Source organism: Vibrio sp. KUL80, assembly GCF_059725495.1.
In genome coordinates, this window is sequence record NZ_AP045841.1 from 841,065 (window position 1) to 855,053 (window position 13,989).

General features: G+C 46.3%; 14 protein-coding genes. 6 read left to right on the plus strand and 8 right to left on the minus strand.

The features are described 5' to 3' along the window. The first annotated feature begins 88 nt into the window (after positions 1–88). A complete protein-coding gene (locus AC6I8U_RS03835; RefSeq protein WP_234495348.1) occupies positions 89–1,222 on the plus strand; it encodes a flagellin in 1,134 nt (377 codons plus the stop codon). Positions 1,223–1,303: 81 nt separating this feature from the next. On the opposite strand, the gene AC6I8U_RS03840 is transcribed toward AC6I8U_RS03835, so the two are convergent. The 3 genes from AC6I8U_RS03840 to AC6I8U_RS03850 all read right to left on the minus strand — a co-directional run bounded on the left by AC6I8U_RS03840 (position 1,304) and on the right by AC6I8U_RS03850 (position 3,039). Beyond that, positions 1,304–1,597, minus strand: a complete 294-nt coding sequence (locus tag AC6I8U_RS03840; protein WP_498017790.1) for an Rdx family protein — start codon at positions 1,595–1,597, stop codon at positions 1,304–1,306. A 76-nt stretch (positions 1,598–1,673) separates the two neighbouring features. Beyond that, positions 1,674–2,192 (minus strand): regulatory protein ToxS, encoded by a 519-nt coding sequence (locus AC6I8U_RS03845; protein WP_128650183.1) that lies wholly within the window; start codon positions 2,190–2,192, stop codon positions 1,674–1,676. A gap of 13 nt (positions 2,193–2,205) precedes the next feature. After that, a complete protein-coding gene (locus AC6I8U_RS03850; protein WP_498017791.1) occupies positions 2,206–3,039 on the minus strand; it encodes a winged helix-turn-helix domain-containing protein in 834 nt (277 codons plus the stop codon). Positions 3,040–3,301: 262 nt separating this feature from the next. Here AC6I8U_RS03850 and htpG point away from each other — a divergent pair, with 262 nt between their 5' ends. The 3 genes from htpG (at position 3,302) to hemH (ending at position 7,221) form a co-directional block, all read left to right on the plus strand. Continuing rightward, the gene (gene htpG, locus AC6I8U_RS03855) at positions 3,302–5,206 is read left to right on the plus strand and encodes a molecular chaperone HtpG (RefSeq protein ID WP_252012176.1); all 1,905 of its coding nucleotides are present in this window, start codon (positions 3,302–3,304) and stop codon (positions 5,204–5,206) included. Positions 5,207–5,497: 291 nt separating this feature from the next. Then, positions 5,498–6,142 (plus strand): adenylate kinase, encoded by a 645-nt coding sequence (gene adk, locus AC6I8U_RS03860; RefSeq protein WP_042477529.1) that lies wholly within the window; start codon positions 5,498–5,500, stop codon positions 6,140–6,142. A 119-nt stretch (positions 6,143–6,261) separates the two neighbouring features. Continuing rightward, entirely contained in the window at positions 6,262–7,221 is a 960-nt protein-coding gene (hemH, locus tag AC6I8U_RS03865; protein ID WP_498017792.1) for a ferrochelatase, read from the plus strand. Positions 7,222–7,290: 69 nt separating this feature from the next. Here hemH and AC6I8U_RS03870 read toward each other — a convergent pair whose 3' ends face one another. Then, on the minus strand, positions 7,291–8,676 hold the full coding sequence (locus tag AC6I8U_RS03870) for a peptide MFS transporter (protein ID WP_498017793.1): 1,386 nt from the start codon (positions 8,674–8,676) through the stop codon (positions 7,291–7,293). 302 nt (positions 8,677–8,978) lie between these two features. Between AC6I8U_RS03870 and rfaH the strand changes: the two genes are divergently transcribed. Beyond that, positions 8,979–9,473: a transcription/translation regulatory transformer protein RfaH gene (gene rfaH, locus AC6I8U_RS03875; RefSeq protein ID WP_498017794.1), complete on the plus strand. Its 495-nt coding sequence runs from the start codon at positions 8,979–8,981 to the stop codon at positions 9,471–9,473. Between the two features lie 73 nt (positions 9,474–9,546). On the opposite strand, the gene dapD is transcribed toward rfaH, so the two are convergent. The 4 genes from dapD to AC6I8U_RS03895 form a co-directional block, all read right to left on the minus strand. Continuing rightward, positions 9,547–10,578 (minus strand): 2,3,4,5-tetrahydropyridine-2,6-dicarboxylate N-succinyltransferase, encoded by a 1,032-nt coding sequence (gene dapD, locus AC6I8U_RS03880; protein ID WP_234495354.1) that lies wholly within the window; start codon positions 10,576–10,578, stop codon positions 9,547–9,549. Positions 10,579–10,789: 211 nt separating this feature from the next. After that, positions 10,790–11,437, minus strand: a complete 648-nt coding sequence (locus tag AC6I8U_RS03885) for a MarC family protein (RefSeq protein WP_128650179.1) — start codon at positions 11,435–11,437, stop codon at positions 10,790–10,792. 121 nt (positions 11,438–11,558) lie between these two features. Then, positions 11,559–11,858, minus strand: a complete 300-nt coding sequence (locus AC6I8U_RS03890) for a YebG family protein (RefSeq protein ID WP_498017795.1) — start codon at positions 11,856–11,858, stop codon at positions 11,559–11,561. 106 nt (positions 11,859–11,964) lie between these two features. After that, positions 11,965–12,873 carry a LysR family transcriptional regulator gene (locus tag AC6I8U_RS03895; RefSeq protein ID WP_498017796.1) on the minus strand — a complete coding sequence of 303 codons (909 nt, stop codon included), beginning with the start codon at positions 12,871–12,873 and terminating at the stop codon, positions 11,965–11,967. Between the two features lie 96 nt (positions 12,874–12,969). Between AC6I8U_RS03895 and AC6I8U_RS03900 the strand changes: the two genes are divergently transcribed. Then, positions 12,970–13,944: a TDT family transporter gene (locus tag AC6I8U_RS03900; RefSeq protein WP_394150713.1), complete on the plus strand. Its 975-nt coding sequence runs from the start codon at positions 12,970–12,972 to the stop codon at positions 13,942–13,944. Positions 13,945–13,989: the final 45 nt, after the last annotated feature.

The window sequence follows — 13,989 nt, forward strand, 5'->3', positions numbered from 1 at the left end:
GACGATAAAGAAAGTAACTTTGAGAGAACTACTTGGTTTTCCGAGACGTCGGAAACCGCTACACCGGAAAATCAATTGGAGAAACAACATGGCAGTGAATGTAAACACAAACGTATCAGCGATGACTGCGCAGCGTTACCTAAACAACGCGAACCAGGCTCAACAAACGTCAATGGAGCGTTTGTCTTCTGGTCATAAAATTAACAGCGCAAAAGACGACGCAGCGGGTCTTCAAATCTCTAACCGTTTGAACGTACAAAGCCGTGGTCTAGACGTCGCAGTACGTAATGCCAACGACGGTATCTCAATCGCACAGACAGCAGAAGGTGCGATGAACGAGACAACAAACATCCTACAACGTATGCGTGACCTATCGCTTCAATCCGCGAACGGCTCAAACTCAAAAGCAGAGCGTGTAGCGATTCAAGAAGAAGTGACGGCACTGAACAACGAACTAAACCGTATTGCAGAAACCACATCATTTGGTGGTAACCGTCTTCTAAACGGCACGTACGGCACTCAGTCATTCCAAATTGGTGCTGACAACGGTGAAGCTGTGATGCTAAGCCTACGCGACATGCGTTCAGACAACGAGATGATGGGTGGTTCAAGCTACCAAGCAGCAAACGCGAAAGACAAAGACTGGAGCGTAGCGGCGGATGCAAACGAGCTAACCATCACGCTAAAAGACAGCTTTGGTCAAGACCAAGCACTGACCATCAATGCGAAAGCAGGCGATGACATCGAGCAGCTAGCGACATACATCAATGGTCAAACAGACCTAGTAAAAGCGTCAGTAAACGAAGACGGTCAGCTACAAGTATTTGCAGGTAACAACAAAGTAGACGGTGACGTGAGCTTTGGTGGCAGCCTAGCGGGTGAGCTTGGTATGCAAGACGCGCAAGCAGTTACGGTTGATACTATCGATGTCACCACAGTAGGCGGCGCTCAAGAGTCAGTCGCGATTCTCGATTCAGCGTTGAAGTATGTAGACAGCCACCGTGCGGAGCTGGGTGCATTCCAAAACCGTTTCAACCACGCAATCAACAACTTGGATAACATCAACGAGAACGTGAATGCGTCGAAGAGCCGTATCAAAGATACCGATTTTGCGAAAGAGACGACAGCGATGACGAAGAACCAAATCCTATCGCAAGCATCAAGCTCAATCTTGGCACAAGCGAAACAAGCGCCAAACGCGGCACTAAGCCTACTAGGCTAATCGCCCACGTTGATTTAAGCGTTCAAAACGACAAAACCAGAGCCTCGGCTCTGGTTTTTTGTATTTAGCAGTTTTGTGACTTTATTGAGCTTTATTATTCACACTATCAACATGTCCTAAATCCCTATCGGGGGCGATAATATCGCGAACGCGCTGTTTTAATATCTTGGCTTCAGGGAAGCCTCCGTCTTTCTTACGTTCCCAGATCAGTACACCATTGCAATGTATTTCAAATCGACCCCCCGTATCTGGGTGTAAGCTAATGACTTCCACCTCTTCGCTGAAGGTGTGCAGCAGTTCTTGAGTCATCCAGGTTGCACGTAGCATCCAGTTGCATTGGCGACAGTAGTAGATGTCTATCTTGGCTTTAATCATGGTCATCCTTGTGCGGGTAGGTGGCAGACAAAAAAGGGAAGCTTTCGCCTCCCTTTTAAATAAACAGTGCGTTCAATTAGTTTGAAAACAGGATAGAAGAGCCTTGATTCAAACTGGTTAGTAGCAGCGTTTTTTCGTTTACGATGTCGATACGACGACTTTGCTGAGCTTCCATTTTTAGAAACTGTTTGATCATCGCAAGCTGCTCATGAGTGAACTCGTCAGATTGTGCTGTTGCTGTGTCTTTAAACTCACGTGGCGAAATCAACAAGTAGTTGTCGCTAATGGTCCAAGTGCCCATCTCCGAAATTTTAATCAGAGTGTGGGTTTCAGGGTCATCACCAAATAAACGCATTGATGATTCACGGATGTATTCACCACCTGGTAGATACTTGACGTTGGCAGACATTTCAAGTCGGCTCAAAGGACCAATGTCTGTATCCGGGTAATCTCGCGCTGCGATAATGCCAACCATGTTCGATTGCCACTCTTTCGCTGTCAAAACTTGCTCAAGTTTGAGGTCGCTGCCCCAATAAAGCCAGGCACTAAGCGCCGTAGATAGCGCAAGAAGAATAGCGGCGTATTTCATTTTCATTATTCAATACTCCTTACTGGCAAACTTTATCTAGGTCAGATTGCTCAGTGAAAATGCGCATTGTGCTGTTTTCGCCTGAGTGCTCTACGGTGTGCACGAAGTTAAGTGCAATCTGATCGCTTTGGTCACCAGTAACAATAACCTCAACCGGTAGCATGTCACCAGTATGCGTCTCTACATATTTCGCGACACACTGTTCAATCTTTGGCTGCCAGCTGGAGACATCAGGGTGGCTTTCCGGTGTGACGATTTTGACGTTTTCAACAACACTTAGCTCTCTAAACGTAGACTGAGCTGGATTGGTGACCATCAACACTAAAATCGGCAGCAAAATAGCCGCAACAACCATTGCCCAAACGGCCGGAGGCGTTTTTTCTTTAGGAGCGGCAACAGGTGCTGGAGCTGGTTGAGCGGCTGCAGGCGCAGTGGCTGCAGCTTCGAGCTTGTCGGCAGGTAGTTCTGCAACCGGCGCTTCGTTGATGGCTTCTGAAGATGCCATCGGTACTGAGCGTTCAACCGTTGAGATCAATTGATAACCGCGTTTCGGCACCGTTTTCACAAACTGGGGTGATTTCGTTGGGTCTTTCAGCATTTTACGCAAGGTAGAGATAGCTTGCGTCAAGCTTGAATCATCAACCTCAAAGCCTTGATCACGCCATACAAACTCATGCAGTTCATTACGAGTGACAACTTCATTAGGTCTTTCAGCAAGCAGAAGTAGGATGCGACTTTCATTACTACCGAGACGTACTACTTCATCGTTATTAGTTTGATCGACCAACGAATTGCTGTTTGGGTCAAAAATGTACTTCTGGCCGAGTATAAACTTAGTGCCTATGTTACTCATTGCATTCTTCTTTTTAGTGCCGCAACGCGACGGGAACTGGTATTTTGGCGCTGAATGGATGCAGAGCCAATTATAGGATTTTAGGATTTTTTTATAGTCAGGGGCAGTAGGATAATAAAAACAAATCAAAAAAACAGCATTTTTATTTTTTTTGACCTTGAATTTACAATGTTCAGCCTCATTTCTTTAGTCGATGAATCATAGCGATACCGAGTGCAAATTTATGTCGAAACTCGGTATTAAACGTGTAAATGGAGATAGCATGAGCACCGTTGAAACTAAGAACAAAGAAACCCGTGGCTTCCAGTCTGAAGTAAAACAACTGCTTCACCTTATGATCCACTCTCTGTATTCAAACAAAGAAATATTTCTAAGAGAGTTGATTTCAAACGCGTCTGACGCAGCTGACAAACTGCGTTTTCAAGCCCTATCTAACTCAGAGCTTTATCAAGGCGATGCTGACCTAGGCGTAAAGCTGTCATTTGACGAGAAGAACAACACATTAACGGTATCAGATAATGGTATCGGTATGACTCGTGATGACGTGATTGAACATCTTGGCACCATTGCCAAGTCTGGTACAAAAGAATTCTTTGCCAAACTATCTGAAGAACAGAGCAAAGATTCACAACTTATCGGTCAATTTGGTGTTGGTTTCTACTCTGCGTTTATCGTCGCTGATGCCGTGACAGTGCGCACTCGAGCGGCAGGTGTGGCTTCTGACCAAGCTGTACAGTGGCACTCTGCAGGTGAGGGTGATTACACCATTGAAGACATCACTAAGGAAACGCGTGGTACTGATATCGTGCTTCACATGCGTGAAGAGGGTAAAGAGTTTTTATCTGAGTGGCGCTTGCGTGATGTGATCAGCAAGTACTCTGATCACATTGGTATTCCGGTTTCTATCTGGACACTTGAGCGTGACGAGGAAGGCAAAGAAACGGACCAAGGTAAATGGGAGCAAATCAACAAGGCTCAAGCCCTTTGGACCCGTAACAAGTCAGATATCAAAGACGAAGAATATCAAGAGTTCTACAAGCATGTTTCTCACGATTTCGCCGATCCACTGGTTTGGAGTCATAACCGTGTAGAAGGCAAAAACGACTACACCAGTCTTTTGTACATCCCAGCAAAAGCCCCGTGGGATATGATGAACCGCGACCATAAGAGTGGTCTAAAACTGTATGTTCAGCGCGTATTCATCATGGATGACGCTGAGCAGTTTATGCCTTCTTACCTGCGTTTTGTGCGTGGCTTGATAGATTCAAATGACCTTCCGCTAAACGTATCGCGTGAAATCCTTCAAGACAACAAGGTAACGCAATCACTTCGCGGCGCGTGTACTAAGCGTGTACTTACTATGCTAGAGCGCATGGCGAAAAATGACGAAGAGAAATACCAATCGTTCTGGAAAGAGTTTGGTCTTGTGTTGAAAGAAGGCCCTGCTGAGGATATGTCGAACAAAGAGAAGGTGGCCGGGCTACTGCGCTTTGCTTCGACAGAAGTTGATTCTTCAGAGCAGACGATTTCATTGGCGTCTTATGTCGAGCGCATGAAAGAAGGTCAAGATAAGATCTACTACCTAACCGCAGACAGCTACGCAGCCGCGAAGAACAGCCCACACCTAGAGCAGTTCAAAGCCAAGGGTATTGAAGTTGTCTTGATGTATGACCGCATCGACGAATGGCTAATGAATTACCTAACAGAATTTGATGGTAAGCAGTTCCAGTCAATCACTAAAGCGGGGCTGGATCTGAGCAAGTTTGAAGGCGAAGAAGAGAAAGAGAAGCAAAAAGAGACGGAAGAAGAGTTCAAGTCAGTGGTCGAGCGCACGCAAACCTACCTAGGTGATCGCGTTAAAGAAGTTCGCACCACGTTCAAACTCGCAAACACCCCTGCGGTTGTTGTGACTGATGACTTCGAAATGGGTACCCAAATGGCGAAGCTTCTGGAAGCGGCAGGTCAGGAAGTACCAGAAGTGAAGTACATCTTCGAGATTAACCCAGAGCACGAACTGGTTAAACGCATGGCTGATGAAGCTGACGAGCAAGCCTTTGGCCGTTGGGTTGAGGTACTTCTTGGTCAAGCAATGCTCGCCGAGCGTGGCTCGATGACCGATCCTTCTCAATTCTTGGGTGCGATCAACAAGCTTTTGGCTAAAGTCTAATTCCCTTGCGGACTTTGACACCCTAGTCTAATTCAAGAGCTCGATGTTTCGAGCTCTTGTTTTCTCAGGGGTAAACGCACACTTTTAGGTAACTTTAGAGTGCATTGAAGCATCTTTAGACACTTTTGGCGTCAAGCAAGCGATTTCTATGATAGAATGCGCGCCAAGTTAAAGATTCAACTATTTTTGAATAAACCGTTTATACCGAAACGTATCGCAGCAAGCATGCCTTAATGGCATTAAAAGTAGTGGGCTTCGGTATAAATCTTTTTTTATATAAGAGGACAAGTCATGCGCATCATTCTTTTAGGTGCTCCAGGTGCAGGTAAAGGCACACAAGCTCAATTCATCATGGAAAAATACGGTATTCCACAAATTTCTACTGGTGACATGCTACGTGCAGCAATCAAAGCAGGCACAGAGCTTGGTAAGAAAGCGAAAGCAGTTATCGATGCAGGTCAACTTGTATCTGACGACATCATTCTTGGTCTGATCAAAGAGCGTATCGCTCAAGACGACTGTGAGAAAGGTTTCCTACTAGACGGTTTCCCACGCACTATCCCTCAGGCTGATGGCCTAAAAGAGATGGGCGTAGAAGTTGATTACGTAATCGAGTTCGACGTAGCTGATGACGTTATCGTTGAGCGTATGGCAGGTCGTCGTGCTCACCTAGCTTCTGGTCGTACTTACCACGTTGTTTACAACCCACCTAAAGTGGAAGGTAAAGATGACGTGACTGGTGAAGACCTAGTAGTTCGTGATGACGACAAAGAAGAGACAGTACGTGCACGTCTAGGCGTATACCACGACCAAACTGCACCTCTGATTGCTTACTACGGTAAGGAAGCAGAAGCTGGCAACACTAAGTACCTAAAATTCGATGGTACTAAGCAAGTTGCAGACGTAAGTGCTGATATCGAAAAAGCACTGTCTTAATTCACTTTTGTGAATCTGTTAAAAGAAAACGACCTTTATAGGTCGTTTTTTTTGATCCAAGGAAAGCGAGCATCGGTATATAATCCGCTTAGCAATTATATGAAAAACAAAGGAAGTCTATGAGCGAATCGTCAAAAACAGGTGTGCTACTGGTCAATCTCGGTACTCCTGACGAGCCGACAGCGAAAGGCGTGAAACGCTTTCTAGAGGAGTTTTTGCATGACCATCGTGTCGTTGATATGACCCGTTGGATTTGGTGTCCTGTGTTACATGGCATCATTCTTCCAGTTCGCTCGCCTAAGGTAGCGAAAGCTTATCAGTCCGTGTGGATGGATGAAGGCTCTCCGCTAATGGTTTACTCAAAGCGTCAGGCTGCGAAGCTGGAGCAAGAGCTTGGACTTCCGGTTGCGCTTGGTATGAGTTATGGCAACCCGTCGCTTAAAGCCGGTATTGAGCAACTTCTCGAACAAGGTGTTGAGAAAGTCGTGGTGCTGCCTTTGTACCCGCAATACTCAGGTACGACTACCGCTGCCGCGTTCGACGGTATTGCCAAAGCATGCAAGTCTATTTCTACTATCCCAGCGATGACTTTGATACGTGATTATCATGATCACCCTTTGTATATCAAAGCGCTTGCTGACAACGTGCGAGCACATTGGGAGAAAAATGGCCGTGCAGACTATCTGTTATGCTCTTACCATGGCATACCAAAGCGTTACGCGGATAACGGCGATGTGTATCCGCAGCACTGCCAAGCCACGACAGAGTTGCTAAGAGCAGAGTTAGGGCTTGATGAGTCACAGATGGGAATGAGCTACCAGTCTATTTTTGGTCGTGAGGAGTGGCTTAAGCCATACACCGACAAAACCTTAGAGCACATGCCAAGTCAGGGTATCAAGTCGATTGATGTTATGACCCCTGCCTTTTCAGTGGACTGCCTAGAAACGCTGGAAGAGATAGCGATTGAAGCGAAAGAGACGTTTCTAGAAGCTGGGGGCGAGCAGTATCGTTATATCCCATGTCTGAACGATTCAGATGAGCATATCGCGATGATGGCTCAATTGATTCAAAGCGCCTAGTCAATCTATACCGATACAAAAAGGCCCGTCACTTAAGTGACGGGCCTTTCCATTTAACTCAATCAAAGCTTAGACAAGCTGAGCTTGCTGCTCTTCTACTTGCTCGGCGTTACTAGGCGCGCCTTGCTCAGCACCGTGCATCCACTTAACGAGCGTGTTCGCAAACATCAGCAGGATAACACCACAGATGACAGCCGTTACTGCGATGCCACCAAAGATAGCCATAGCACCTAGTTCACCAACGTGAGAACCAATTAGACCTGCAACATAGTTTGCGATTGCATTGAAACCAAACCATGCACCCATCATGAGAGAGGCTAAGCGTAGTGGGGCAAGTTTAGTCACCAAAGATAGACCAATTGGCGATAGACAAAGTTCACCTAACGTATGGAAGAAAAACGCACCGACAAGCCATAGCATTGACGTTTTAACGCTGGTATCGCCACCTTGCTCTAGTACTGCACCAACCATGCATAGGAAACCTGCTGCTAGGAAAAATAGCGCTAGCGCGAATTTCACAGGCGAGTTTGGTTCACGTTTGCCAAGCTTCACCCAAATAGCCGCTAGCACAGGTGCTAGGGTAATGATGAAGAATGGGTTCAGTGACTGGAACCAAGCTGCAGGAACTTCAAAGTCACCAATCATACGGTCGGTATACTGCTGGGTATAGATGTTCATCAGGCCACCCGCTTGCTCAAAGCCAGCCCAGAAAACGATAACAAACAGACCCATGATAAGGATGACCTTCAGGCGGTCGATCTCTTCACGAGTAAGAGGGGCTTTGGTCTCAGATTTATTCAGTGCTTTTGCGCGTGCAGCTGCTGGCACGTTACCAATTTCACCTAACCAAGAGTTTGCCATGGTCAACTGCATGATAAGGCTAAATACCATACCAACGCCGGCAACGACGAAACCTGCAGACCAGCCAAATGAGTCTGTCGCAGAACCTACGACGATACCCGCTAGCAGTGCACCAAGGTTGATGCCCATGTAGAAAATAGTGAACGCGCCATCACGACGGTTATCGCCTTCTTCGTAAAGATCGCCAACCATAGTTGAGATGTTTGGCTTAAACATACCGTTACCGGCAATTAGTAGCGCCAGACCACCGTAGAACAGATGTGCACTTGGCTCACCAGATGCCGCTGCAGCTAGGGTAAACTGACCTGCGGCCATAAGGACGCCACCGATAATGATAGACTTACGCTGACCCAAGTAGTTATCGGCAATGTAACCGCCAATAAGTGGCGTAATGTAAACTAGTCCAGTATAGATACCATAGAGATCTAGAGCATCTTTAGTCGACCAGCCCATACCACCGTTGATTGTTGTATCGGTCAGGAAAAGAACCAGAATTGCGCGCATGGCGTAATAGGAGAAGCGCTCCCACAGTTCGGTTCCGAACAGTAGAAACAGGCCGCGAGGGTGACCTAAGATGTTGCGTTGTGCTGTCATAAGTTTTACTAATTTTAGTTATCAAAGAATATAATGTGCTAACTGGTATACATGACAAAATTAATTACTGCAATGATGTAAAAATATAGATTTTGTGAATAAAATGTTTAACGGGATGAAATGTAAGGAAATTTTTCAGGGTGGGTACGTAAAAGATGTGCTGCAAACTAATATTTCATTTTTATTTTACCGTCATCCATTAGGAAATTTCATCGGTAAGGTCGCAGACCTCTATAGGTTAGTCGCGCATACGGTTCTGTTTAGTGGTAGGATGCAAAAAACAAAATTTTCGAATAGCTAAAATGAAACGTTGGTATTTGCTTTATTGCAAGCGCGGTGAACAAGCCCGCGCGAAAATGCATCTCGAGAATCAAGGCTTAGAGTGCTATTACCCTGAAGTGGAAATAGAGAAGATTCTTCGAGGAAAGAGACAGAAGGTAAAAGAGCCTCTTTTCCCTTCTTATGTGTTTGTTCACTTTGATTATGAACAAGGGCCTTCTTTTACTACCGTCCGCTCGACTCGTGGTGTTGTGGACTTCATTCGCTTTGGTGCTCACCCTCAAGAGGTTGATCCGGCTTTAATCGACGAGCTTGAGAAGTTGGCGACACGTCCAGAAGAACCAGAAACGGATGCGCTGCCTAAACAAGGTGAAGCAATTCGAGTGACGGGTGGCCAGTTCGCGGGCATCGACGCTATCTTCCAAGAGGCGGATGGTGAAGCTCGTTCCATCATGTTGGTGAAGATGATTAATCGACCGGTGCAGGTGAGTATCGACAACAAAGATCTCGATATTTAATCTTCTGAACGCGAAAAACAAAAAACCTCAGCGGTATTGGCTGAGGTTTTTTTGTTTTAATCAAGCTAGCTGATTAGTTGTTGCTGTGTAGTTCGCTGTTTAGCTCTACTGCTGTCTTGTTGGTTAGGCACTCAATCTGACCTGTTACCGAGTTACGACGGAACAGTAGATCTGGCTTACCTGCAAGATCACGGGCTTTAACAATTTCAACTTCAGCGCCAGATGCATCAAGCATACGTACCTTTGAACCAGCCGTTACATACAGACCAGATTCAACCGTACAACGGTCACCTAGAGGGAAGCCTAGACCTGCGTTCGCGCCTAGTAGTGAGTTCTCACCGATAGATACAACCACTGTACCACCGCCAGATAGCGTACCCATGATAGAAGCACCACCACCGATGTCAGAACCATTACCCACAACAACACCGGCAGAAATACGACCTTCAACCATGCTTACGCCCGTTGTACCTGCGTTGAAGTTAATGAAGCCTTCATGCATAACGGTTGTGCCTTCGCCAACGTGAGCACCAAGACGTACACGAGAGGTATCAGCAATACGAACGCCTGTTGGTACCACGTAATCAACCATTTTAGGGAACTTATCGACACAATCGACCGTCAGCGTTTCGCCTGCTAGACGTGCTTCGATTTGACGCTCTGCCAGTTCTGGTAGGTCGATTGGACCTTGGCTAGTCCAAGCGATGTTGTGCAGTAGGCCAAAGATGCCATCCAGTACCGTACCATGAGGCTGAACTAGGCGGTTTGAGATAAGCTGCAGCTTAAGGAAGCCTTCGGCAACAGATTGTGGTTTCTCATCAGTCGCCAGAACGACAAGAACCAGTGGCTGTGAAGAGCTTGCTGCTTTTTCAGCAAATGCTGCATTTTCTGCATCACCGTTTGCTGAGAATGCACCCGCTAGAGCTGCACTTTGTGCTGGAGTAATTTCGATAGCTTGGTTGCCTTCCGCATAACCTGAAACCTCAGCAACAGCTGCGATTAGGGCGTCAGATGGGTTTAGACGTGGGTTTGGAAAGAACGCTTCGATGATTTTACCGTCGCGGTTTTTGGTTGCAGTACCAAAAGCAATTGAGAACGCTGCCATGACTCTATTTCTCCATGTATAGATTTGTCTTAAAGCCGCCGCGATTGGCAGCGACTTTAGGTAATTTGTTGGTAATCATCTTAAAGAGTGGTTTCGGCAGATGAAAGGGCAAAAGCGACAAAAGTCTGTAAAACGATACCCTTTGTCTTTTTAGCGATGTTTTTTCCTATTAAGAAATTGAGTGGACGCTATGCGCTAACAATTAAACGCATTATGTCACTTTTCCCAAGATAGAAATCGCCTCATGAATGCCCTCAATGAGCATCTGTGTGCCAATCACAGCAAGAATGAGCCCCATCATTTTGGTGATAACAGACAACACACTAGGGCCGAGTGCCTTCACGAGTCGCTCACCTGAAATAAATAAGAAATAGGTAATGGCACAAAGCACACCGAAACTGATAATGGTGATAATCACCTCTGAGATACCGCCCGTTGTAGCGAAGTTCATGGCGGTGGCGATAGTGCCTGGCCCAGCTAAAATTGGCATAGCCAGTGGGGAGACCGCAATACTCAATGAGGCGTTTTGTTGAGCATCAGAAGTGGCGGCTTTTTTAGTGGAGTCATGATTGTTCGAGCCTTGCAACATGTTGAAGCCTATCAGGAACACTAGGATACCGCCCGTGATTCTCAACGCGTATAAGGTGATACCAAACAGGTCAAAGATAAGCTTCCCGCTGACGGCAAAAATCGTAATAAGTAAGAATGCCAGCGAGACTGAGCGTAGTGCGATTGCTTTGGTGGTGGCTCGATCTTCGTCACCGGTAAGGCCCAAGAAAATAGGCGTATTAGCGATAGGGTTCATGATGGCAAAAAAGCCCATAAACACGGTGACAATATGAATAATCAGCTCTTTCATATAATTGAAATTCCTAGAGTTGCTATGCCAAGCGAGACAGTTCAATCATAGGAGCTTAAAACAAAATAGCCAGTAAAAAACCTTGCGGCTTACTGGCTATTTTTATAATCATCTTAGGTGCTTAAGCAGCGTCTTCTTCGTCGCTTGGCTCGTCGACAGCTTTAACCACTTTTGGCTTTTTGGGTGTCGGTTTGCGTTTCGCACCTAGTGCATACAGCACTTCTTCTTTACGCTGTGCAAGATACAAAGAAAGCTCTTCTTGTTTTTCTTCGTCTTCGATAAGGTTGCTTTCACCTAGCAGAGAAAACAGCTCATCCGCCATATCCAACATTTTGTCATAAGCGTCAGCTTCTGCTTTAGAGGTAAAAGTCATCTTTTCTTCTCCGTTGCGTTCCACCACGTACTTGACGATTACAGCCATGGTTAATCCTCTAGATAGTTCAATTTTGAAAAGTATAATACTGTCTGTTTATACAGATACCAGATCCTAATGTCCAGTCGCGGGCGCAAAAGTGAGACCTGTTTGCCTAAATCCTATCCGAGTTGTTGTCGTCCCAACCTTGGCAGAAATCAATAAAACGTTTAAGGAGTGGGCTCTGGTACTTTTCTTTGTGAACCAATAGCCAAAAACGGCGCTTCATATCCAATGAAATAGGCACCTCATGAAGTCTTCCATCGTCGATAGCGGTTTGCGCCGCAAGTTTCGACAAGCAAGCTAAGCCTAGGTTAGCGGACACGCTGTTGATAATGGCTTCAGTGGTGTTGAGTTCGAAGGCTTCATGCCAGACTTCGATCCTTGGCGCGACGGTACGTAGGAAAAATTCGCGAGTACCGGAACCTGGCTCACGCAGAATCCAATCACTGTTCTCAAGGTCACTCAAAGTAACTTGTTGCTGCTGGGCAAGGGGGTGCTTTGGTGATGTCACGATGCACATTTCATCTTCACTGAACGGGCGGCTATCTAGCTCTGGGTGCAACGTTTTCCCCTCGACTAGACCAATATCCAACTCATAATCGATAAGCTTTTGGCAAATCAACGCCGTATTTGAGATGAACAGCTGCTGAGATTTGTGATGATGAGCTTCGCGAAAGTCACTCAAAAGGAAGGGCGCCATTTGGTTGCCAACCGTATCACTGGCTCCGATGCGAAGTATGCCTCGATGACTTTGCTCATCACTGTAAAGCGACTCAATATCGCGACTGCGGCATAAAAGCTCGTCGGCGAGAGGCAGAAGTTTCTGCCCTTCTTGATTGATAACCAAGCGGTTGTTAACGCGGTCAAACAGGGCATGACCTATCTGTTTTTCTAGCTCACTCAAGGACATACTGACGGCTGCTTTCGACAGAAACAGGGTCTCGGAGGCAGCGGTGAGAGTCTGGTGTTGAGTGACAGCCACAAAGACTTTGAGCTGCTTTAAGGAGATATGCGGCTTCATGTTCAGTTTAACTTAACGTTCGCTTTGAATAATTAGATGTATATAAACATAAGCTGGGTTTACACTTAGCGCAACTGATTATTTGAGGTGATTAAAATGATTGCTACCGTAAGAAGAGCACACAACAAAGTGAAGGGCGCGCCTACTCCAATGGCAGGTCTAGCTCTTGGTATCGCAAGTTTAGGATGGTGTTGGGAGAATGCATTGCCATTCCACCACATTGCTCAATGGACGGGGGCTGCAATTGCGACAGTGCTGTTAAGTATCCTTGCGTACAAGTATTTGTTCCACAATCACTTGCTACGCCAAGATCTTGCTCATCCAGTTGTAGGAAGCGTGGCGCCAACTTTTGCGATGGGAACAATGGTAGTCTCTAATTCGGTTGTTCAATTCTTTCCACTTCTAGGTGATGGCATCTGGCTAGGTGCTGTGGGGCTGCACATTGTGTTCTTAGCAAGCTTTGTCTATCACAGAGTCCGTAACTTTGAGCTCCACCACATGGTACCAAGCTGGTTTGTCCCACCAGTGGGTCTTGTGGTCGCGGACGTATCTTTTTCTGGTAACCCAAGTCTTCAGTGGGTCGCCGATGCAACTCTTTATTTTGGCTTGGCAACCTACGCTGTGATGCTTCCAACGATGATTTATCGTTTGATTTTCACTCATGAGATCCCGGATGCAGCGAAACCAACGATTGCTATCATGGCAGCGCCAGCAAGTCTTTCTCTTGCAGGCTATTTAACGGTGGCTGCAGAGCCTTCACCAGTGATCATTGCACTATTATTTGGTATTGGTGTGTTGATGACCATGATTATCTATTTAGCGTTTGTAAAACTGCTTCGCCTGCCATTTAGCCCAGGCTATGCCGCATTCACATTCCCTACGGTTATTAGTGCAACGGCGCAATACAAATTGGCGGCGTGGATGGGGACACAAGGAGCAGCTGCAGAGATGATTAACCAGGTGAGAACCATTGCGAACATCGAACTTGGTATCGCGACTGTCGTGGTCAGTTATGTTGCGCTTCGCTACCTTGGCGCTTATTTACCCAAAGGGGTAAGTAACCCAGCGTAAAGTAGTAAATAAGGCGTCTAAATGGACATGAATTCACAGGGACTG